Annotated in this window: 18 protein-coding genes; 9 read left to right on the top strand and 9 right to left on the bottom strand. The window is 56.8% G+C overall.

Features of this window, described 5'->3' with window-relative positions:
- The 4 genes from P1U71_RS08050 to P1U71_RS08035 form a co-directional block, all read left to right on the top strand.
- Positions 1 to 1,338, top strand: a 1,338-nt coding sequence (locus tag P1U71_RS08050) for a molybdopterin cofactor-binding domain-containing protein (RefSeq protein WP_301105062.1), incomplete at its 5' end; no start/stop codon positions are given.
- A 62-nt stretch (positions 1,339 to 1,400) separates the two neighbouring features.
- The gene (locus tag P1U71_RS08045) at positions 1,401 to 2,069 is read left to right on the top strand and encodes a DNA-3-methyladenine glycosylase I (RefSeq protein ID WP_301105061.1); all 669 of its coding nucleotides are present in this window, start codon (positions 1,401 to 1,403) and stop codon (positions 2,067 to 2,069) included.
- A 77-nt stretch (positions 2,070 to 2,146) separates the two neighbouring features.
- Positions 2,147 to 3,271: a CaiB/BaiF CoA-transferase family protein gene (locus P1U71_RS08040; RefSeq protein WP_301105060.1), complete on the top strand. Its 1,125-nt coding sequence runs from the start codon at positions 2,147 to 2,149 to the stop codon at positions 3,269 to 3,271.
- A 2-nt stretch (positions 3,272 to 3,273) separates the two neighbouring features.
- Positions 3,274 to 4,731: a DHA2 family efflux MFS transporter permease subunit gene (locus P1U71_RS08035; protein ID WP_301105059.1), complete on the top strand. Its 1,458-nt coding sequence runs from the start codon at positions 3,274 to 3,276 to the stop codon at positions 4,729 to 4,731.
- A 42-nt stretch (positions 4,732 to 4,773) separates the two neighbouring features.
- Here the strand turns inward: P1U71_RS08035 and P1U71_RS08030 are convergent, their stop codons facing one another.
- The 3 genes from P1U71_RS08030 to P1U71_RS08020 are packed head-to-tail and all read right to left on the bottom strand — an operon-like array spanning position 4,774 to position 9,786.
- On the bottom strand, positions 4,774 to 6,858 hold the full coding sequence (locus tag P1U71_RS08030; protein WP_301105058.1) for a 3-hydroxyacyl-CoA dehydrogenase NAD-binding domain-containing protein: 2,085 nt from the start codon (positions 6,856 to 6,858) through the stop codon (positions 4,774 to 4,776).
- 47 nt (positions 6,859 to 6,905) lie between these two features.
- Positions 6,906 to 7,940, bottom strand: a complete 1,035-nt coding sequence (locus tag P1U71_RS08025; protein ID WP_301105057.1) for an NADP-dependent oxidoreductase — start codon at positions 7,938 to 7,940, stop codon at positions 6,906 to 6,908.
- A complete protein-coding gene (locus tag P1U71_RS08020; protein ID WP_301105056.1) occupies positions 7,909 to 9,786 on the bottom strand; it encodes an AMP-binding protein in 1,878 nt (625 codons plus the stop codon). Before P1U71_RS08020 ends, P1U71_RS08025 begins: the two co-directional genes overlap by 32 nt.
- 165 nt (positions 9,787 to 9,951) lie before the next feature.
- Here P1U71_RS08020 and P1U71_RS08015 point away from each other — a divergent pair, with 165 nt between their 5' ends.
- Complete coding sequence (locus P1U71_RS08015) at positions 9,952 to 10,584, top strand: TetR/AcrR family transcriptional regulator (protein WP_301105055.1); 633 nt, start codon at positions 9,952 to 9,954, stop codon at positions 10,582 to 10,584.
- Here P1U71_RS08015 and htpX read toward each other — a convergent pair whose 3' ends face one another.
- A complete protein-coding gene (htpX, locus tag P1U71_RS08010; RefSeq protein ID WP_301105054.1) occupies positions 10,585 to 11,571 on the bottom strand; it encodes a zinc metalloprotease HtpX in 987 nt (328 codons plus the stop codon). It lies immediately after the preceding gene.
- Between the two features lie 304 nt (positions 11,572 to 11,875).
- Positions 11,876 to 14,560, bottom strand: a complete 2,685-nt coding sequence (gene alaS / locus P1U71_RS08005; protein ID WP_301105053.1) for an alanine--tRNA ligase — start codon at positions 14,558 to 14,560, stop codon at positions 11,876 to 11,878.
- Positions 14,561 to 14,741: 181 nt separating this feature from the next.
- Between alaS and P1U71_RS08000 the strand changes: the two genes are divergently transcribed.
- From P1U71_RS08000 to P1U71_RS07985, 4 genes are read left to right on the top strand one after another with little or no spacing between them, the layout of a single operon-like run.
- Positions 14,742 to 15,689 carry a MoxR family ATPase gene (locus P1U71_RS08000; RefSeq protein ID WP_301105052.1) on the top strand — a complete coding sequence of 316 codons (948 nt, stop codon included), beginning with the start codon at positions 14,742 to 14,744 and terminating at the stop codon, positions 15,687 to 15,689.
- Positions 15,689 to 17,131, top strand: coding sequence for a VWA domain-containing protein (locus P1U71_RS07995; protein ID WP_301105051.1), 1,443 nt, complete (start codon positions 15,689 to 15,691; stop codon positions 17,129 to 17,131). The genes P1U71_RS08000 and P1U71_RS07995 overlap by 1 nt, the downstream gene beginning before the upstream one ends.
- A 31-nt stretch (positions 17,132 to 17,162) precedes the next feature.
- Positions 17,163 to 17,993: a sulfite exporter TauE/SafE family protein gene (locus tag P1U71_RS07990; RefSeq protein ID WP_301105050.1), complete on the top strand. Its 831-nt coding sequence runs from the start codon at positions 17,163 to 17,165 to the stop codon at positions 17,991 to 17,993.
- Positions 17,990 to 18,883, top strand: coding sequence for a DUF1853 family protein (locus tag P1U71_RS07985; protein WP_301105049.1), 894 nt, complete (start codon positions 17,990 to 17,992; stop codon positions 18,881 to 18,883). The genes P1U71_RS07990 and P1U71_RS07985 overlap by 4 nt, the downstream gene beginning before the upstream one ends.
- Here P1U71_RS07985 and P1U71_RS07980 read toward each other — a convergent pair.
- The 4 genes from P1U71_RS07980 to P1U71_RS07965 are packed head-to-tail and all read right to left on the bottom strand — an operon-like array spanning position 18,880 to position 22,043.
- Entirely contained in the window at positions 18,880 to 20,193 is a 1,314-nt protein-coding gene (locus P1U71_RS07980; protein ID WP_301105048.1) for a Tad domain-containing protein, read from the bottom strand. The genes P1U71_RS07985 and P1U71_RS07980 overlap by 4 nt on opposite strands.
- A gap of 11 nt (positions 20,194 to 20,204) precedes the next feature.
- Positions 20,205 to 20,765: a TadE/TadG family type IV pilus assembly protein gene (locus P1U71_RS07975; protein ID WP_301105047.1), complete on the bottom strand. Its 561-nt coding sequence runs from the start codon at positions 20,763 to 20,765 to the stop codon at positions 20,205 to 20,207.
- Positions 20,755 to 21,225 (bottom strand): TadE/TadG family type IV pilus assembly protein, encoded by a 471-nt coding sequence (locus tag P1U71_RS07970; protein WP_301105046.1) that lies wholly within the window; start codon positions 21,223 to 21,225, stop codon positions 20,755 to 20,757. The genes P1U71_RS07975 and P1U71_RS07970 overlap by 11 nt, the downstream gene beginning before the upstream one ends.
- Positions 21,222 to 22,043, bottom strand: coding sequence for a tetratricopeptide repeat protein (locus tag P1U71_RS07965; protein ID WP_301105045.1), 822 nt, complete (start codon positions 22,041 to 22,043; stop codon positions 21,222 to 21,224). The genes P1U71_RS07970 and P1U71_RS07965 overlap by 4 nt, the downstream gene beginning before the upstream one ends.
- Between the last annotated feature and the right edge of the window lie 5 nt (positions 22,044 to 22,048).

Genomic DNA, 22,048 nt, shown 5'->3' with positions numbered 1-22,048 from the left:
GATGCGCTGCCCGCGACTTTCAACGACGGACCCGCAAAAGAATATTCCTCAGAAAGTATTCTTACTCTTCTGGAAGAAAACCTCGAAAGCGAAGACGCACGCGTCTATGCAGAAGAGGGCGATGCCTATGACGCAATTCGCACGTCGCAGGCGCCGGTTCAGGCGGTCTATAAGGTGCCGTTCCTCGCCCATGCCTGCATGGAGCCGATGAATTGCACGGCAAAGGTAACCGAAACCGGTGTTGAAATCTGGATGCCGAACCAGGCCCCGACCTTGATCAAATGGTTTGCCGAGAAAATCGCCGACGTTCCGGCGGAGAATGTCATCGTTCATACAACCCTGCTGGGCGGCGGCTTCGGGCGGCGGGCGGAAATTGATCTGGTCGTCATGGCGGTTTCCATCGCCAAGGAAATGAAGGACCGCCCGGTCAAGCTCCTCTGGACCCGCGAGAATGATATTCAGCATGATATCTTCCGTCCCGCCGCCGTCAGCCGGTTTGAAGGCGCGCTTGGGCCTGACGGCAAGATTTCAGGCTGGGTGAACCGGATTGCCAGCCAGTCGTTGGCAGGCTCTTTCACCGCGCGGTTGCTTCCCTGGGCGACAATGGATTCGCCCGATAACAGCACGAGTGAAGGCGCGGCCAATATCCCGTATGAGTTCGCGGACCGCCTCGTCGATCATGTGCCGGTGAAGCTGCCCATTCAGGTGGGGTTCTGGCGCAGTGTCGGCCATTCCTACAACGCTTTCTTTACCGAATCCTTCATGGATGAGATGGCCCATGCGGCGGACAAAGACCCCATCGACTTTCGCCTTGCCCATCTTGAGAATTACCCTGATTTCGCCAATGTTCTCAAGAAACTTGCGCAGGTGAGCAACTGGTCCGCACCGCTTGGCGACGGCCGCGCGCGCGGTGTGGCGCTCCATGAGTCCTTTTCCTCCATCGTTGGTCAGGTCGTCGAGATCACGGTGAACGAAAGCAAGGAAGTCACTGTCGATAAAGTCTATTGCGTTATCGATTGCGGCGCCGTCGTCAATCCCGATACCGTTAAGGCGCAGATGGAAAGCGGCATTATCTTTGGCCTCACCGCCGCGCTTTACGGCGAGATCGAGATCGAGGATGGAGAAGTCATCAACAGCAACTTCCCCGACTATGAGATGGTCCGTCTTGCCAATTGCCCGGAGATTGAAGTTCATCTCGCGCCGAGCGGCAGGATGCTCGGTGGTGTGGGAGAGCCGGGCACACCGCCCATCGCGCCCGCGCTCACCAACGCCATCTTTACCGCAACGGGGGAGCGTATCCGGGAATTACCGATCACCAAATCCGGATTTATGGGATAGCGGTCCGGATCAACTGGCGGTATTCTACCCGGGGGCACGTTCTTACGGGAAGAAATATCGCCATGATCTCATTTACCGAAATCCGCGCCAAAGCGGAAGACAATGCGGGCGGCGCGACAGAGCTTGCCGCCCGGATGCCGGAACTCAAAAGCGATGCGGAGATTCGCGAAACTCCTGCCGCGGAGTACTTCTCAAACATGAGTTTCCGCATCTTCTCCACCGGCCTCAATCAGGCAATGGTCCGGGGGAAATGGCCCGCCTTTGAGGCGGCGTTCCACGGGTTCGAGCCTGCGAAAGTCGCCTTCATGACCGAGGACGATATCGCTGCGCTCATGGACAACACGGGCATTATCCGACATCTCGGCAAGATCCGGGCAACCCATCACAATGCGCTTGCCCTGGTCGATCTGGAAAAGGAATTTGGCTCCGTCGGGAATTATCTCGCCGATTGGCCGACGAATGACATGATCGGGCTCTATGCGGATATCAAGAAGCGCTTCAAGCAGTTGGGCGGCAATTCGGGTCCTTATTTCGTCCGCATGATGGGCAAGGACGGCTTTATCCTGACCAATGACGTCGTCGCCGCGCTCAACAAGCTGGGGGTCGCCAGCGGCAAGCTGACGGCGAAAAAGGATCAGGCGGCGGTGCAGGCGGCGTTCAATACCTGGCATGAGGAAAGCGGCGCGTCCTATGCCGATATCAGCCGGACGCTGGCCATCTGGATCGGATAGGGGCAGGCCCCTATTGATTAAATTCAAATTGCGGGGCATAGATAGGCTTGCCCCAAAATCAAACAAAGAAGAAGAATATGTCCGGTCCTCTTGACGGAATTCTCGTCGTCTCCCTCGAACAGGCGGTTGCCGCCCCCTATCTTTCCTGCCGCCTCGCCGATGCGGGCGCGCGCGTGATTAAAATCGAACGCCCGGAGGGGGATTTTGCCCGCAACTACGACACGGTGGTTAATGGGGAAAGCGCCTATTTCGTCTGGCTCAATCGGGGCAAGGAATCGGTCCAGATCGACATTAAAAAAGCCGATGACCTTGCGCTCCTAAAAACCATGATCGACAAGGCGGATGTCTTTATCCAGAACCTCGCGCCCGGTGTTGTGGGACGCTATGGCCTTGATTGTGAGACATTGCAGATGCGCAATCCCCGCCTGATCACCGTCGATATCTCCGGTTATGGGGAGGAGGGGCCGTATGCCAAGATGAAGGCCTATGACATGCTGGTACAGAGCGAAACAGGCCTTGCCATGGTCACCGGATCGCCGGACGGACCCGGCCGTGTCGGCGTATCGGTGTGCGATATCGCCGCCGGGATGCATGGCCTCGTCGGCGTGCTGGAGGCATTGTATGAACGCGAGCGCACCGGCCGGGGCCGCGCCGTCAAATCGACGCTGTTTGCCGGGATGGCGGACTGGATGACGGTCCCCCTTCTGCATCAGGAATATGGCGGAAAAGCACCGGGACGCGGCGGTCTTTCTCATCCGTCCATCGCGCCCTATGAGGCCTATGAAACCAAGGAAGGCGGGCCGGTCGTTATCTCCATCCAGAACCAGACGGAATGGCGGAACCTCTGTGAATATGCACTTCATAATCCGTCGCTTGCCGATGATCCGCGCTTTGCCACCAATGAGCAGCGTGTCGCGAATCGCCCCGCCCTCAACGCGGAGATCGACAAGATATTTGGAGAGCTGCCCCGGACAGAAATAATCGAGCGGCTACAAAAAGGACGCATCGCCTTCGGCGCGCTGAATTCCGTTGCCGATCTCTCCGATCATCCGCAGCTGGAACGCACCGTGGTGGAAAGCAGCGCCGGTCCAGTCAACCTGATCGCCTCCCCCATTCATTTGACCGGTGAAACCGGGCAGTATAATGCCATTCCGGCCCTTGGTGAACATAACCGGAAAATCCGTAACGAGTTTTCAGGCTAATTATGTCGAGTACACGGCTAAAGCTCCTGGAACAGAAATACGGCACGCGCTTTAAGTGGTTCGCGGTTCTCGCCGTTATTTTCGGTCTGCTGGCGAGTATTTTCTCCTCCACCATGATCAATGTGGCGCTGACCAACATCATGGCCGACTACAGCGTGACGCAAGCCTCGGCGCAGTGGATGTCCACCGGGTTTCTTTGCGCCAACGCCGTCTGCATGCTGACCTCCGCCTGGTTGTTGCAGAACATCGGCGCGCGGAAAACATTTTTGTTCGCGTCATGCCTGTTTTTCACGGGATGCATGATCGGCCAGTTCGCCCCGGCATTTAATCTGCTGATTTTCGCGCGCATCCTGCAGGGCGCCGGCGCCGGGATTATCCAGCCGCTCTCCATGGCGCTCGTCTTTATGCTGTTTCCTGAAAACCGGCGCGGCTCCGCCATCGGCGTGTTCAGCATGATCGTGGTTCTCGGGCCCGCGGTCGGGCCGACCATCGGCGGCGTGATTACCGATGTCTTTGACTGGCATTACACTTTTACCGCCGCGCTGCCGCTTTCATTTTTTGCCGCAGTTGCCGGATGGATTTTCCTGCCCGACCGCGATGACGCGCAGCAAGGGAGCCGGTTTAACCTGCTCAGTTTCCTGTTTATCGCGCTCACCGTCGGAACGTTACTGACTGGGCTTTCCAACAGCCAGTTTCATCCGGTGAGCGATCCGGCAGTATTTCTTTACCTCGGCATTTCCCTGATCGGTTTTATCCTGTTTTTTCTCCGGGAACGACGCAGCAACTCCCCGCTTCTGCGACTTGAGATGTTCCGCAATCTCAAGTTCACCTCGACCGTCGTCGTGGGCGCCATAACAAGCGCAGGCATGTTCTCCACCATCTATATGCTGCCGCTCTTTGCGCGAACGGTGCAATTGAGTGACGCGACGGAGGCAGGATTGCTTCTTCTTCCGGGTGGTCTCGCGCTCGCGTTCGTGTCGCCAATTGCCGGACGGCTGGTCGATCGCCTTCCGGGACATCGATTGCTCTATACCGGCATTATCCTGTTCGTTATCTCAATTTATGCCCTGACATTTGCGGATCGGGGAAGCAGTTTCTGGATGATCGCTGGTTGGGTCATTCTCGGACGTGCGGCGCTTGGCCTGATCCTGCCCGCTAACAGCACCCTGTCACTTTCAAGCGTCTCTCAGCCGCAGGTGCCGCAAGCCTCCGGCGCGCTGAATTTCTGCCGTATGCTGGGCGGCACCATCGGGGTGAATATCATTGCCGTGCTGATCACTGCCCGCTCCGCCCATTATGGGGCGGAGATTATGGCGACAAACGGCGGCGCGGCCCTCAATGTCGATCAGACTGTCGAGATGATGACCCTCACCTTCCATGACTGCTTTCTGGTGTCCTGCCTTGTCTTTGCCGCTGCGCTGATCCCCGTTACCTATCTCGCCCGTCACGCGAAGACATAAAAAAAGCCCCGCAAAAACGCGGGGCTTTCTGTTGATATCGGCTTAGAGGTCCTTGAACCCCTTACCTTCCTTGGCAAGCTTCTCAAGAAGCGGCGCCGGGGTCCATTCGTCCCCATGCTCGGCCTTGAATTTAAGCATATCGTTATAGATATTTTCAAGCCCGATATGATCGGCATAACGCATTGGCCCGCCGCGATAGATCGGCCAGCCATAGCCATAAACCCAGATCACATCGATGTCGCTGGCGCGGGTCGCAATCCCCTCTTCGAGGATTTTCGCCGCTTCATTGATCATCGGATAGATACAGCGTTTGAGGATTTCCTCATCCGACACCTGCCGCCGGTTAATTCCGGCATCGCGGGCGGCCTTGACGATAATCTCCTCGACAATCGGGTCCGGCTGTGGCGTGCGACTGCCCTTTTCATAATGGTAATAGCCGTCACCGGTCTTCTGGCCAAAGCGGCCCAGCTCGCAGATTCCGTCGGCGACCGGGCTAGTTACACCCCTGCCCTGACGAATGCGCCAGCCAACGTCATTGCCCGCAAGGTCGGACATGGCAAAGGGTCCCATGGGGAAGCCAAAATCGAAAAGAACGCGATCCACATCCTCTAGCTTCGCCCCTTCAAGGATGAGTTGCGCCGCCTGCTCGCCGCGCTGGGCCAACATGCGGTTGCCAACGAAGCCATCGCACACACCGACCATGGCCGGAACCTTGCCGATCCTTTTGGCAAGCGCCATACAAGTCGCCATGACGGAGGCGCTGGTTTTCTTCGTCCGCACTTCCTCCAGCAGCCGCATCACATTGGCGGGAGAGAAGAAATGCAGCCCGATGACATATTCAGGCCGGCTTGTCGCCTCCCCGATCTCATCGATATCGAGCGTTGAGGTGTTGGTTGCGAGAATTGCTCCCTGCTTGCAGACCTTGTCGAGCTTGCCGAAGATATCCTTCTTCACATCCATATTCTCGAAGATCGCCTCGATGACGATATCGACGTTTTTCAGATCCTCAAGATTGGTGGAGCCGGTCAGCAGGGACATATTCTTGTCCATCGTCGCCTGCGACAGCCGACCCTTGGAGACGGTGGCCGCATAGTTCGCCTTGATGATACCGAGGCCCTTATCAAGGGCTTCCTGCGTTGTTTCCACGATTGTGACGGGGATGCCCGCCTGCAGGAAGTTCATCGCGATACCGCCGCCCATGGTTCCGGCCCCGACGATGCCCGCCGTGTTGATATCAATCAGCGGCGTGTCTTTTGGCACATCCGGGATCTTGTTGGCAAGCCGTTCGGAGAAGAAGAAATACTGCTGCGCTTTGGCCTGTTCGCCGCTCATTAACTCGGTGAAGAGCTCGCGTTCGCGGACAAGACCTTCCGGGAACGGAAGATTAACCGCGCCCTCGATGGCCTTGATGCAATTTTCCGGTGCCTCAAATCCCCGGAACTTGCGGGCATTTTTTTTGCGGAAATCACCAAAGATCGCCGGAGTTTTCTTAGCCAGTTCCAGCTTGTCGTTCTGATCGCTGATTTTTACGAGCGGACGTCCCTCGACGACGACTTTCTTGGCAAAGGCAATCGCGCCTTCCGTCAGGTCTCCCTCAACCACTTCATCGACAAGGCCGACTTCAAGAGCTTGTTTCGCGCCGATCGGGTTACCGAACGCAATCATTTCAAGCGCCATCGGCACCCCGACCACACGCGGCAGTCGCTGCGTCCCGCCTGCGCCCGGCAGGAGACCCAGCTTCACTTCGGGCAGGCCGACTTTCGCGGCCGCATTCGCAACCCGGTAATGGCAACCGAGGGCCGTTTCCAGCCCGCCGCCAAGCGCCGTGCCATGGATGGCGGCAACGACCGGCTTGGTCGAGTTTTCCATGGCAGAGATCACCTCGTTCAACCCCGGCTCCTGCGGGGGTTTGCCGAATTCCGTGATATCCGCACCGGCGATAAAGGTCCGCCCGGCGCAGGCCAGCACGATGGCATTAACGGAATCATCAGCAACGGCGGCCTCAATCCCGCCCTTGATACCGGCGCGCACGCCCTGGCTCAGGGCATTGACGGGTGGGCTGTCGACGGTGATGACACCAACGGTCCCATGTGCCTCGTAGCTGACAAAATCAGTGATGGCAGTCATTTTCTTTTTCCTTCCTTCTGGAGTTCTTTTTTGACTGTATGTCTCTTTTAGTTTCTTGTTGGATCGTCGGCAACACGCACCAGCAATTTCCCGAAATTCTTACCCTTCAAGAGGCCCATAAAAGCCTCCGGTGCATTCTCGATCCCCTCCACGATATCTTCGCGGTATTTAAGCTCGCCGCTTCGGATCCAGCCGCTGACATCTTTCAGAAAAGCCGGCAGGTGATGGAAATGAAAGGAGATGATAAAGCCCTGAATAAGGATACGATGGGTCAGCATCGCCCGCGTGAGGGCGGGCAGCATGTTCGTGCCCTGCGGCAGTTCCGTCATATTATACTGCGAGATGAGACCACAGAGCGGCACGCGGGAATCGTCATTGAGAAGCGGCAGAACCGCCTCAAACACCTTGCCGCCGACATTCTCGAAATAAACGTCGATCCCGTCCGGACAGGCCTTGGCGAGTTGTTCCGGAAAATCAGCGTCCTTATAGTTGAGGCAAGCGTCGAAGCCGAGTTCATCCACCACAAAGGCGCATTTATCTGGTGAACCAGCAATACCGATGGCGCGACAGCCTTTTATTCGGGCGATCTGGCCGACAACGCCGCCAACCGCGCCGGAGGCTGCGGCAACCACAACCGTTTCCCCCGCTTTCGGCTTACCGATTTCGAGCAGTCCGTAATAAGCAGTAAGCCCAGGCATCCCGAGAACGCCAACACCGGTCGAGATCGGCGCCTGATTTGGATCAAGCTTCATCACGCCGGTCCCGTCGGACAGGCAATAGCTCTGCCAGCCGGTTCCGCACATCACATAATCGCCGGTCTTGAACTGATCATTATTCGATTCCTCGACCACCCCAACGCCGCCACCAACCATAGGCTCGCCAACCTCTGCATTCGCTGCATAGGTTTTCTCGGCTCCCATCCGACCGCGCATATAGGGGTCGAGGGACATATAGATGACCTTAACGCGAAACTGGTTTGGTCCGGGTGTTGGCACCGGCGTTTCCACCAGATCGAAATTATCCGCGGTCGGCTCCCCGACAGGCCGTGATTTAAGCAGTATCTGCTTGTTCATTGCTGACATTTGAAATGCCTTTCATCTCTTTGTTGTTATTCAGATTAATGACTTCTCTATCGACGGCCCCGTCAAACAGGCGAACGACGAGATCAGCGCGATTGGAAAGTACGGCTCCCTGATTGATATATTGCTTATCCGTTATTTCATTCTTATCCACCGACAATGGCTCCGCCATGATCAGCGCTCTCCCTACCCGTCGGCTTGGTGACGGATTGTCCTGATTATAGCGGCTGAGCTTCTCCTGAACAGCCTCAATCAGCGATGGCGCGATTATCCGCTTGCCATCCGCCGACAGCGCCTCCGCCTGCGCCGCATATTTCCCGTGCATTGCCTCCGTCAAGAGGATCAGAATGCCAACTTCCTCCCGGTCGTGACCGGCAATCACCACATCGCGGGCGAGCGGGTCAAGTGCATCGATCAATGACAATCTGAGGGACCCTGTGCTGACCCAGGTTCCGCTCGTGAGTTTAAAATCCTCGGCGACGCGACCGTCAAAGATCATGCCCAGCTTTGGATTGTCAGGATCGACCCATTTCACCGCATCCCCGATGCAGTAATATCCCTCCTCATCGAAATACTGCGCGGTGAGGTCGGGCCGCTTGTAATAGCCCGTATGGACATTCGGTCCCTTGATGCGGATTTCGAGCTTTTCGCCAACGGGGAGGATTTTGACCGTGATGCCCGGCGTCGGCACCCCAATCAGGCCGACCCTTTCGCTGTCCCAATGAACCGCCGTGCCTGTTCCGGTGGTCTCTGTCGCGCCCCAGCCGGTGCCGAAAGGAATGCGCATGCCGGTATATTTGATCGCAAGATGCTGCATCCGTTCAAACATTTCCTGCGACAGAGCCGCGCCGCCATATTGGCAGATTTTAAGGTTCTTGAAAAAAGCATGCCCCAGCTCTTCATCCTGCTCCAGCTGATCCGCCAGAAAGCTATAGGCCGCCGGGACCGTGCTGAAACGTGACGGTGAGACGATCTTCAAATTCTCGATGGTCCGCCCAAAGAGGCCCGGCGTCGGTTTTCCGTCATCCATGTAAAGCGTGCCATAACTCCTTGCAATGCCGAAGAAATTCACGGTTCCGCCATAGGTGTGATGCCAGGGCAGCCAATCGAGCACGCGGGTCGGGTCATTCACCGGATCCGGCTGCTCGGAAATCAGCTCCAGCGTTTTCTGCGCGGAACACAGCATTTTTTGCGTATTCGGGACCGCCTTCGGCATCCCGGTCGAGCCCGAAGTGAACAGGATCATGGCGAGCGTTTCACCGGTCACGGCAGCACAAGCCGCCTCGACGGCCTGCTGATCCACCGCACCCAGCATATGAGAGAACCGCTTGCCTCCGTGAATTTCCCCGCGGACCGTCACCACCTCCAGATTTGTAAGGTCAAGCGCCGTGAGTGCGGCAGCATAGGCATCCCCGTCTTCCGCGAAAATCAAGCCGGGTTCGGTCAATTCCACGGCATATTGTAACCTTGAAAAATCCGAGCCCATCAATGAATAGGACGGCGAGCAGGCCGTGACCGGCACGCCAACCTGAAGCGCCGCCACTTTCAGGATCGCATGAGAGAAGCTGTTCCCCGACAGGATCATAATGGATTTTTCCGGTCCATACCCGTTCGCCAGCAAGTAACTGCTCACCTGATCCGCCTCATCCTGAAGACGCTGATAGGTGAGTTCAGGCCAACCCCCTTCGGGCCGGCATTGCACAAGAAAAGGACGGTCCGGATACGCCGTCGCCGCCCGCCGGAAATAGGTGCCAATATTGGCCAAATACTCGCCTAGCGAGATATTACTCTTGACAATCCAGCTTCCATCGTCATTTTGAGCGATCGAAATATCTGGGGTCGGCCGCATAAATGGCCGAAATGGAATAGAAGACGGCATATGGGGAACAAACTCCGTTGATTTTTTTGTTCTATTTTAGGCATCGGACTGTTATTGTAAGAATACTGACAAATTGTTGTAATAATTGCCAGCAATAGACGCGAAAAAATATAAAAATAAAAAGGTGGGAGGCGGATGAATCAATCAACACCCGTCACAGTGGCGTCAGATAGAGCCAGTAAAAGAAAAGAAGAAAAGCGCAACCGGCTATTGGCGGCGGCCCGCAAACTCTTCGTCAGCAAGGGATATCACGAGACAAGACCGCAGGATATTGCCAAGGAAGCAGACGTCGCTCACGGGACTTTCTACAGCCACTATACGGACAAGCGGGAGATATTTCTCGCTTTCGCCAGCGGCGCGCAGGAGGATTTGCATTCCTATGTGCATTCCCGCATTCCAAAAGTCGACAGTTTCGAAGAATATATCCGCTATAGCCTGACGACCATTCAGGAATTCGCCGAACAAAACCCTGGCCTGCTTCGCTCGGCGCTTGTCGATACCAAAGTTTTCGATCCGACAGATTCAACGTCAAAGGAAGTCCGCAGCAAGTTTGCCTCGGGCTTTATTGCGCAGTTGAGGAGCGCACAGCTCAATGGAGAGCTTTATGAGGATATCGATCCCGACCTGATTGGCCACGCCATGATGGGCCTGATCCAATTCTCCGCGCCGATGGCCTATCGCAAGGGGCAGAGCCGTCAGGAATATGTGGACCATTTGAGCCGTTTCCTGACACGCGCCCTCGTCAAATCGCCGAAGAGCCTGTCGTAATCAGCCCCATGGCCCTTTCTTGGGACGTGGGCGGTTGACAGGGGAATCGGTGTAGGGTGTGGAGCCGCGCGAGGATGGTTTCCTGAACATCCCTTCATGGGAATAACGGTCTTCGCGGTCCGCCCGCACACGCTGCCCGCCGGACGGCACCAGTGATTTCGCCAGTTCCTTAAGCCTTGCAACACGGTTCGCTGTCGAGGGATGGGTCGAGAAGAGCTTGTCCGCCCGCTGACCATGTAGCGGGTTGACGATAAACAGGCTGGCCGAGGCGGGATTTTTCTCCGCCGGGATATTTTCAATACCCCGCGCCGAATTTTCGAGCTTTTGCAGCGCACTCGCCAGCCACTCCGGATTTCCGCAGATTTCACCGCCGGTATGATCGGCAGAATATTCACGGGTCCGGCTGATCGCCATCTGTACCAGCATCGCGCCGAGCGGTGCGAGGACCATGATGGCAATAGTACCAACGATACCAATCCGGTTATCCCGGCTGCCGCCAAAGAAGAGCGCAAAATTCGCCAGCATACTGATCGCACCGGCAATCGTCGCGGTAACCGTCATGGTCAGGGTGTCGCGGTTCTTGATATGCGCCAGCTCATGCGCGAGAACGCCCGCCGTTTCCTCCTTATTCAGGATTTTCATGAGGCCGGTCGTCACCGCAACGGCGGCATTTTCCGGGTTCCGGCCCGTTGCAAAGGCGTTGGGCTGCGGATTATCCATGATAAAGACCTTCGGCATGGGAAGTTCCGCCCGCGCCGCCAGATCCTCCACCATCTGATAAAGGCCCTGTGCCTCGCTCCGGCCCACCTGACGCGCGCCATACATCTTGAGGACCATCTTGTCCGAATTCCAGTAGGCGAAGCCGTTCATCGCGACCGCCACGGCAAACGCAATCAGCATCCCGGTCATCCCGCCGAGGAGAAATCCCACGGCCAGAAACAACGCGGTAATCGCAGCAATCAGTAATCCGGTCTTGAAATAATTCATGTCCCTCATCCAGCAGACATCGCCTTGCAGGCGCCTTCTATATGTATTGGAGATGGGCGAAAGATCAAGCAGCGGCGCAAAATACGGCGGACATGAAATAACCCCGGAATGGCCGCTTTTTAGCCACAACCAACCGCCAAATGCCAATTTACCGGTTAGTCAGTTATTAACTGGCTGCCGGCAAGTCCAGGGAGGAAGTGCCGTCCCTGCCAATTTTACCCCGATTGGACCGGGGCGGCACAGTCGATTAACCAGTAGCGTACCAAGCCGGCAGGATGGCAGACCTGCCGGCTTTTTGGTCTGGCTACGAGCCCGCCAGAACCTCACCGGAGGTCATTTTCGCGATCAAGCCTTTAATCGCGGCCACGGCGTCTTCGCCTTTTGTGCCATCGGGGCCACCGGCCTGCGCCATATCGGGACGACCACCGCCGCCCTTACCGCCAAGCGCCTCTGATCCGGCGCGGACTAGATCCACCGCACTCAATTCCTTGGTCAGGTCATTCGTTACGCTGACCACGATGGAGGCCTTGCCGTCATTATTGCTGATCAGGACGATCACGCCGCTTTTCAGCTGCTTCTTGATCTCATCCGCCATGGGTTTGAGGTCCTTTGGCGGCACATCGGAAAGCAGCCGTGCCATCAGCGAGATATCGCCAACCTTCTCCGGCGCCTCAGTCGCGCCGCCGCCCCCGCCACTTACCAGTTTCTTGCGGGTATCGGCGAGTTCACGTTCAAGTTTCTTGCGATCCTCAAGCAGGCTTTGGATGCGGTTCCCAAGGTCATGCGGTGCGATTTTAAGGGTCGCGGCCGCATCGGCCAAAATTCTCTCCCGCTCATTGACATAGTCAAGCGCGGCCTCCCCGGCAACGGCCTCAATCCGGCGGACACCGGCGGCAAGGCCGCCTTCACTGACGATCTTGAGGAATCCGATATCGCCCGTGCGGGCAACATGCGTACCGCCGCAAAGCTCCGTTGAATAGTTGCGCCCTGCGCCCTTTGTCACATCGAGACCGCCCATGGAGACAACACGGACTTCATCGCCATATTTTTCACCGAAAAGCGCCATGGCGCCGGCTTTGATGGCTTCCTCTGGTGTGGATAATTGGACATCGACATCGGCATTTACGCGAATACGATCATTGACCATTTTCTCGACCTCGGCGATCTCCGCGTCCGTCATTGGCTTCTGATGCGCGAAATCGAACCGCAACCGGTCTTCAGCCACAAGAGACCCCTTCTGCGTCACATGATCGCCCAGAACCTGACGCAGCGCCTCATGCAGCAAATGGGTTGCCGAATGATGGGCGCGCAGGCGGTTCCGGCGGTTGTGATCGACATGGGTTTCCACCACGTCATCGACTTTCAACTCGCCCTTCGCGATCTGCCCCATATGGATAAAGAGGTCCTGCTTCTTCTGGGTGTCTTTCACCGTCATGGCAAAGCCGTCGGCGGTTTTCAGCCTGCCGTGATCGCCTTCCTGACCACCGCTCTCGCCATAAAAAGACGTCTGGTTGAGCACGACCATGACTTCATCGCCCTGCCGGGCGCGGTCCACTTCCTTGCCATCCTTGATGATCGCCTGCACCTTGCCCTCGGCGGTTTCCGTCTGATAGCCCAGAAACTCCGTCGCACCGACCTTTTCATGCAAATCGAACCAAAGCGTATCCGTCGCGGCCTCCCCGGAGCCGGACCAGGCGGCGCGGGCGGCTTCCTTCTGCTTTTTCATCGCCGCATCGAATCCGGCCTCATCCAGCTCGCGTTTCTGGCCGCGAAGAATATCTTTCGTGAGATCGAGCGGGAAGCCGAAAGTATCATACAGCTTGAACGCCACATCGCCCGGAAGCGGATCGCTGCCGCCCAGTTTTTCGGTGGCATCGCCCAGCAGCTTCAGGCCACGATCCAGTGTTTCCTTGAAACGGGTTTCCTCCAGCTTCAAGGTTTCGGAAATCAACGACTGGGCACGGGCGAGTTCCGGAAACGCGTCCCCCATTTCATCGACCAGTGTTTGCACCAGTTTGTAGACCATCGGCTCCTTCGCCCCCAGCATATGCGCATGGCGCATGGCGCGGCGCATGATGCGGCGGAGCACATATCCCCGTCCCTCGTTCGACGGCAACACGCCATCGGCGACCAGGAAGGAGGAGGAGCGCAAATGATCGGCGATTACGCGGTGAGACATCTTGAATTCCCCATCCGCCGCAATGCCGGAGATATCGGCCGAGGCCTCGATGATGTGGCGCATCAGGTCGATATCATAATTGTCATGCTTGCCCTGCAGGACGGCGGTCACCCGCTCCAGCCCCATGCCGGTATCGATGGAGGGGCGCGGCAGGTTTTCCCGATTGCCCCCGGCGTGCTGCTCGAACTGCATAAAGACGAGATTCCAGATCTCGATAAAGCGATCGCCATCCTCATCGGGGCTGCCGGGCGGGCCGCCGGGAATGCCTTCCCCATGATCAAAGAAAATCTCCGAACAGGGACCGCAGGGTCCGGTATCGCCCATGGACCAGAAGTTATCGGACGTGGCGATGCGAATAATCCTGTCGTCGGAAAGACCGGCGATTTTCTTCCAGTGATCCGCAGCCTCGTCATCGTCATGATAGACGGTAACGAGCAGCTTTTCCTCCGGCAGGCCGAATTCCTTTGTCAGCAGGTTCCAGGCAAGCTCAATCGCCTGATCCTTGAAATAGTCGCCAAAGGAGAAATTCCCCAGCATCTCGAAAAAGGTGTGATGGCGCGCCGTATAGCCGACATTCTCAAGGTCGTTATGCTTACCGCCCGCGCGGACGCATTTCTGCGTTGTCACGGCGCGGTTATACGGCCGCTTCTCCTGACCGGTAAAAACATTCTTGAATTGCACCATGCCCGCGTTGGTGAACAGCAAGGTCGGATCGTTTCGCGGCACCAGCGGCGAGCTCTCCACCTTTTCATGACCATTCTTTGCAAAATAGTCCAGAAAGGAGCTGCGTATTTCTTTTGTCGTACTCATATTGCTATTTCCGTTCACCTAAGCCGTAAAATGCGGCATATAGGCCGCATTGTTGCCGCTTTTTAACCCGCCCTGCATCCGCTGTCCAGTTGGATTGCCCTAGCAAAGCGCGGACGAGCCTGCTATTGAATAGGTAATCTTTTTTAACCAGTGAACAATAATAATAACATGGAACCGATACGTGACATTCATTGATAAAGACCCCGCAAACGCCATCGACCTGATCAAAGACGGATTTGAGAAGGCGGGATATATCTGCGATCGCCATATCGCCACCTCTATCTATTTATCGCAAAAGCTCGATAAACCAATCCTGGTCGAGGGACCGCCCGGCGTCGGCAAGACAGAACTTGCAAAAGCAGCCTCCGAAATTCTCGCGGCACCGCTGATCCGCCTGCAATGCTATGAGGGGTTGGATGAATCAAAGGCGCTCTATGAGTGGAAATACGGCAAGCAGCTTCTCTATACCCAGATCCTGAAGGAAAAACTCGGGGATCTTTTGGAGGATGCGGTCGGAATAGAACAATCCATGGACAAGCTGCATCAGTTCGGAGACAGTTTCTATTCGGAAAGGTTTCTGGAACCGCGACCGCTTCTACAGGCGCTGAAATCAGAGGTTAAAACCGTCCTGCTGATTGACGAGATCGACAAATCGGATCATGAGTTCGAGGCTTATTTGCTGGAAATACTCTCCGATTATCAGATTTCTGTCCCCGAAATCGGGACGATCAAGGCGAAAACCAAGCCGCTCGTCTTCCTGACCAGCAACAACACCCGCGAGATGAGCGATGCCCTGAAACGCCGCTGCCTGCATCTTTATATTCCTTTCCCCGATGCCTCGCTGGAGCGACGGATTATCCAGACGCGGGTGCCGGAGCTGGAGGAGAATTTGCGTAATCAGCTTGTCTCCTTCGTGCAGCAGCTTCGCACGCAGGATTTGAAGAAACTCCCGGCGGTCAGCGAGACAATCGACTGGGCACGCACGCTTCTATTGCTGCATGCAGACAAGCTGGAGGTTGATCTGGTGCGCAACACTCTCAATATGCTGCTAAAATTCGAAGAAGATATCGACAACATGCATAGCGAAGTCCCGAAATTTATCTCGGTGGCACAAAAAGAAGTACGCTGATGGACCGGGCACTCGCAGATTTTGTCGAGATGCTGCGCTACTCGGATGTGCCGGTGTCGATCAGCGAAAGTGTCGATGCCGCCGAAACCGTGCGCCTGTTCGGATATCAGGATCGGGGCCTCCTAAAGACCGCGCTCGCGCAGGTAATGGCGAAAACGATTGAAGAACAGGAAACTTTCGAGCGTTGCTTCGACGAGTTTTTCAGCTACCAGATCAACCCTGATCTCGCGCCGGAAGAGACGCTTGATGAGGAGGGCGAGGAGACCGACGAAAACACAGACACATCGCCTGAAATGACGCCTGCGAATGATGATGAAAACTCGCCCAATCCGGCCTCCGGCGGCGGTGAAGGCGGGGGTGGCTTTTCCGGCGAGCAAAGCGAGAGCGGCTCTGCGGCCCCGCTTCTTGATATGCTGGAGCGCAATGACCGGACCGAGCTTACCATGGCCATGACCGCGGCCGCGAGTGCCGCCAATCTTCGCAATATCGTCCTGATGACCCAGCGGGGGCTTTTTACCCGCCGGATTATGGAAGGTATGGGCCTTGATGAGGTCAATCGGGAGATTTCTAAGCGCAACAAGGACGGCGACGCAGAGGGCGCGGATCGGCTCTCCGGTCGGCTGGAGCTTCTCTTCGATGCGGTCCGCGATATGGTGGAGCGCCAGCTCGCCCTCACCAGCAGCGGCAAGGCCAAGCAGTTCCGCCAGGATATCCTCAAAAATGTCCGTCTCTCAAATGTCGAACATCGCGACTTCAAATATATGCGCCAGTTGGTTCAGCGCATGGCAAAGCGCCTGACGGACATGAACTCGCGCGTAAAAAAGGTGAAGAACCGGGGTCATCTTGACATTCGCAAGACCATGCGGCGCAATGTGGCCTATGACGGCATCCTGTTTGAAACCCATTGGAAGCAGAAGCATAAAGACCGACCAAAAGTACTCGCTGTCTGCGATGTCTCCGGCTCCGTCGCATCGGTTGCGCGGTTTTTGCTCCTGTTCCTCTACAGCCTCAATGAAGTGCTGCCAAAGGTGCGCTCTTTCGCCTTTTCCGGCGATCTTGGCGAGATTACCGGTGAATTTGACCGGCTCGGACCGGAGGAGGCCATTCCCTTCGCCATTGAGAAATATGGCGGGCGATCCACCGATTACGGCCGGTCGCTTGAGGATTTCAAGGAGCTCTGCCTTGATGAGATCGACAACCGGACGACGGTTATTTTTCTGGGTGACGGCCGTTCCAACGGCGCAGACCCGCGCATCGATATTCTGAAAGAAATCAAGCTCCGGGCGAAGCGGGTTATCTGGCTCAACCCCGAACGCAAATCGATCTGGGGCTCTGGCGATTCTGAAATGCTCCGTATTGCGCCCTATTGCTCCACCGCTGAAACCTGCAATTCGCTGAACAAGCTGGAACTTATCCTGCGCGATCTGCTAAAAAGCAGCTAAGGCGTTTTCCCGTCAACTGGAGTATCTTTGAATGTTCGCTGATGTTTCCCTGCCGCTTCTGATCGGCCTGATCGCGGCGCTTGCCGGAACGGGCATTGTTGGCGGTATTCTCGCCGGGTTGCTTGGTGTGGGCGGCGGCATCGTTATTGTGCCCGTGCTATATAACATCCTGCCTTTTTTCGGTGTCGATGACGATATCCGCATTCATGTGGCCATCGGTACGTCGCTCGCAACCATCATCCCGACGTCCATCTCCTCCGCGCGCAGCCATTACAAGAAAGGCGCGATTGATATCGACCTTTTGGAAAGCTGGGGACCGGTGATCTTTATCGGGGTTATTGTGGGAACGATCATCGCCGGATATGCCAATGGTCATTTGTTGACCCTTGTCTTTGCGACGCTCGCGCTCATTGTGGCTGCAAACATGGCCTTCCGACCGGATAATGTGCATATCTCCGAGAGCCTGCCGAAAACACCGTTCAAGCAGCTGATCGCGCTCTTTATCGGGGGGTTTTCCGCCATGATGGGCATCGGCGGCGGCACTTTTACGGTGCCGATCCTCACCCTTTTCAACTATCCGATCCGAAAAGCAGTCGGCACCGCCGCGGCCATCGGGCTGATCATTGCCGTGCCGGGCACGATCGGCTTCCTGATTTCCGGCCTTGATGCCGCAAAATTGCCCCCCGGAAATATCGGGTATGTCAATATTCTGGGCTTTCTGGTGATTTTTCCGATGGCCGCCCTCTTCGCTCCGCTTGGCGCGAAAATCGCCCATCAGATCAACGCGAGCTTGCTCAAAAAAGCCTTTGCCTTCTTCCTGTTTCTGACCTCCGCGCGTATGTTCTATAGCCTGTATGGATGAGGGAGGCAGCGCTGGCGAATAAAATCCCCTTCGCCGTTCGGGATCTGGAATGGGTCATCAAGTCCCCTTTCCTGCTCAAAGACACGCCCGCGCCCGATCTCGCCAGCGATCCGGAGACGGCGGCATTGCTTGCAAGGGTACAGGATGACCCGGAACCGCTGCTCTCTCATCTCGTCGCGACGCGACGCCTTAATCTTGGCCGGTATTTCGAGCAGCTGGTTATCTTTTGGCTCGACAATTTACCGTCCGTCCGGATGATCGGCAGCAATATTCCCATATATCGTGAAAAGCGCTCCCTCGGCGAGATCGACCTCGCCTTTCTGTATGCGGATCAGGCGTGGCATTGGGAATTGTCGGTGAAATTCTATCTCAATATCGGCTTCCCGACGGAGGAAGCGGATTTCGTCGGGCCGATGCAGAAAGATACCCTCAAAAGAAAGCTCGACCGGCTCTATGGGCATCAGCTCCTGCTTCCGACCCACACGGAAACCGCCGCCGTTCTCGGCTTATATGGCATCGGCGATGTAACATCCCACCCCTGGGTCAAAGGCTGCCTCTTCTATCCGGTGGGGAATGCCCATCCCGAACCGCCCGCCAGAATTTCAGAAAATGGCCTTAGCGGTAGATGGCACAGCCGGGAGAGCCTTGAGGATACCCCGCTACCGGAGTTTGATCATTTCCTCATTCTTGAAAAGAAGCGCTGGATCACCCCGTATTTTTATCCCTGTGAAACGACGGCTGGCAAGACGCCGGATTTACTGGCCGAAATCGACACAGCATTTGAGAGGCGGCCTATGCCCTATCTCGTTCATTTGATGCGTGATGAGGGGCCGGAAACGCTCACTTCCCTCGGTCAGATTTTTATCACGCCCGGCGGCTGGCCGGATTAGCCAGCAAAACGAACCACAGTCATGAATTTCGCGATGGCGAAAAAGGCACTCCGCAAGGAAGGCTCGTCCGTCACGCGGAAATAATGCCCCGTCGTGGTTGCGCAGGCCTCCAGCCGCGTAGACGTGCCCGCGGGCGCGAGATAGTCGATCACATAAAGAGTGATATTATTCTGCTTCATCCGCGCGCAGGTGCTGGAAAGGCGACTATCTTCCGCCGCATCCTCCGCGTCTGAACCAACAACCAAAATGGTGACCTTCTCAACCGCTTCATCGTCATAGGCAACGGGCCGGGCGGCATCGCCGTTCCACACGCCCTGCCAGAGCGGAGACACTGTCCGCTCCGCCCAGAGCATGGCCCGGCCATACGCCGTCCCGCCATTCCCGCGAACGGACGCAAGTGCCATCGAAAGGGTGAGGCTGTCGGTGAGGCCCACTATCCGATCCTCTCGACAGTCCGCCGTTGTGACATTGGTGAAATGCGGCAGGCCCGTTCCTGCGTCGATTTCAGCGCCCAAGGTCAGGACAAGGGGAAAACCCGTCGTTGCGGGCGGTGTATCATCCTCCCCTGTGGAACCCAAGCGCGGTGCGATGCACCATCGATCTTCCGCGAGGTCGCCCACCCATTCCGTCGTGCCCGGCACAAGCGGCGGTATATTGAGAGGCCACATTCCCGCCGCCACCCAGCCCTTATGCGGTGCGACATTCACGATGTTATTGCCGAAGGGAACGAGCGACCATTTAATGCCCTCTTCCTGGGTGGTCTCGGCCTCCAGCGCGGTGATCAAGCCCTGTGCGGCTGCCCTTACCTCCGCAAGGCGGCCTGCCGTCTCGAAAATCTCCGATGCCTCGATAACGAGGATTATCTCCGCCTCCGGCTTCTGTTGGACCACCGTGATCTCACTCGCCACCGTAACCGGATCGAGGAAATTAAGCGCCCGCAGCAGCATGGTCGGGATGATGGCGGAGGCGCGGAGCGTCATCTCCCCGGTTTCCGCATCGGTCAGCAGATTGACAGACGGAGGCGCGAGGATCTCATCGGAAAAAGTCAACAGATGCGCCCCATGGAAATTTGCCTGCAGCATTTCCGTCGCCAGCTGGTTCAGCTCCGCCGTGCTCAAAAAACGGAAATTCTGCGCCGCCGCCAATACGGCCATTTCGCTGGCAATGCCGAGCCGCGACTTCGCCGCGAAAAAGCGGGAGACATCAATCGCAAAGGCCACGCCGCCGATAACAATAAAAATCGCCAGCGCAAAGATTAGCAGCGCCGCTCCCTCCTCCGCCGCATGGAAATCCCTGATCTTTCTTTGCATCGCACAAGGTCCTATTCTAACCCGCGCAGCCGCGCCTGACGGGCGGGAGCCGTCGCACGGGCATGGACGGAGAAATCAAGGTTGCTTAAGGCACTCAAGAGGAAGAAGCCGGCACCCGGTGTGGCACAGAGATCGACCTGAAGAAGATAGGCTATACCTGCGCCGCTGACGATGCCTGCGGGCGTTGTATAAGCTGGATCCGTGCCCGTGCAATCCCCGCCGCCACCATCGCGGCTCCGGCTCCAGAGGATACTGCCGCCATTCGCAGGATGAAGCTCCATCACCTTCACGGAAAGCCAGGGCGCCACCTCATATCCGCCCGTGTCTGTCAGGGTGGCGGCGGCCGTCAACGCCGTATCAAAATCCGCTTCCGCAAGCGCCGTTCTTCCAGAGAGATCACCGGCGAGGACGGCGGCGGCCCGGTCCGCGGCGCGCGATAACTGCACCACATGGGCGAGGGTTACCCCGGCCAGCAGCAGGAACATGATCGCCGGCACAATAAGCGCGACCTCCACCATCACGCTGCCCCGGCAATCACGCGCCAGTCGATATGCGGGAGTCTTACGCGCCATTTTTAACGAGCACCAGAGCACTCTCCGTCACATCGGCGGAACTATAGAGATAATTCACGAAAGGGGTTATCAGGGTGACGACATAGTCAAGGCGATAGGCCGTCAGCGGCCCATCGGCGGACGGGCTATCGTCCACGAAATCCGCAAGGCTGCCAAAATTGCTGACCGTAACGCTGAGACGGGAAACATCGACCAATCCCCCCACAAGATTGGGGGCGGCGGTGACAAGTTTTGCCTGCGCCGCGGCTTGGGTGGCGGGGCTCCCCCCTTCAAATTTAATTTGTTCAGATAGCGAGACGGCGAGATGATCGACCAAGCTGCGGGCCAGCAGAACGCGGCTCACATCAATCACGCCAAAAACAAGCGCAAAAACCAATGGCAAGATAATCGTCAGCTCCACGGGGAGCGACGCCCGATTGTCCCGGGCCAGGCGCTGGATTTTTCGGATGGACTGGCTCATGTGGCGCCGATGCCCCCCGGTCTCGGACCCAAGAGATAGCGTCTCAGCAAATCGCGGTCCTTCATCCGCCGGATCAGGTTATAGAATTTGAGATTATTACGCGCGGTTTCCGCATCGAGATCGAGCCGCGCGATGCGGACCGCCGCCGCCTCATCCCCCGCAAGACCATAGGCCATCGCCAAGTTCTGACGGATCTGCGGCGTCGATTTCGGCGTGAACGCCAGCTTGGAGAGAGTCTCCACCGCGGTTTCATATTCCCCCGCCATCAGGTAGGAAAGTGCCGCATTGTTGCGGATACCCATATTCTCCGGCGCGATCTTTAATGCCGCCGCATAAAGTTTGCGCGCGCCGTCATGATTTCCGGCCATATCCTCCGCGATGGCAAGTCCGCTCAGTATCTCAATGTTCTCTGGCTTCAACTCCCTCGCTTTGGAAAAATAAATCGCCGCCGCCTCTGGTCGGTAAAGATAGAGATTGGCGCGCCCAAGCCCGAGAAGGGGGCGGATATCCTCTTGCGCCGCCGCCTCCATATTCTCGAAAACGGCGACTGCCTCCTGCGGGGCGCCCGCTTTGAGGTAGGTCATGCCAAGCGCATAGAGGACATCCTCATCGAACTTATTCTTCGATAGCAGCTTCTGATATATCTCAATTGCCGAGAGATAATTACCCGATTTCACGGAGACATCGGCGATTTTCAATGCGCGCTCCCGCGCGGCTTCATCGGCGAACAGATTTTGCGTCTCCAGCCCTTGGCCCGGCAAGGCGCAGCCCGCCAACAGAAGGACAAAACCCGCCAGGATCAATATTCGCAATGTCATAATCG

Origin of the sequence: Sneathiella sp. (genome assembly GCF_029233945.1) — a bacterium.
Taxonomy (GTDB): domain Bacteria; phylum Pseudomonadota; class Alphaproteobacteria; order Sneathiellales; family Sneathiellaceae; genus Sneathiella.
Note: the sequence above shows the minus strand (reverse complement) of the source record. Positions and strands in the feature narration are given on the sequence as shown.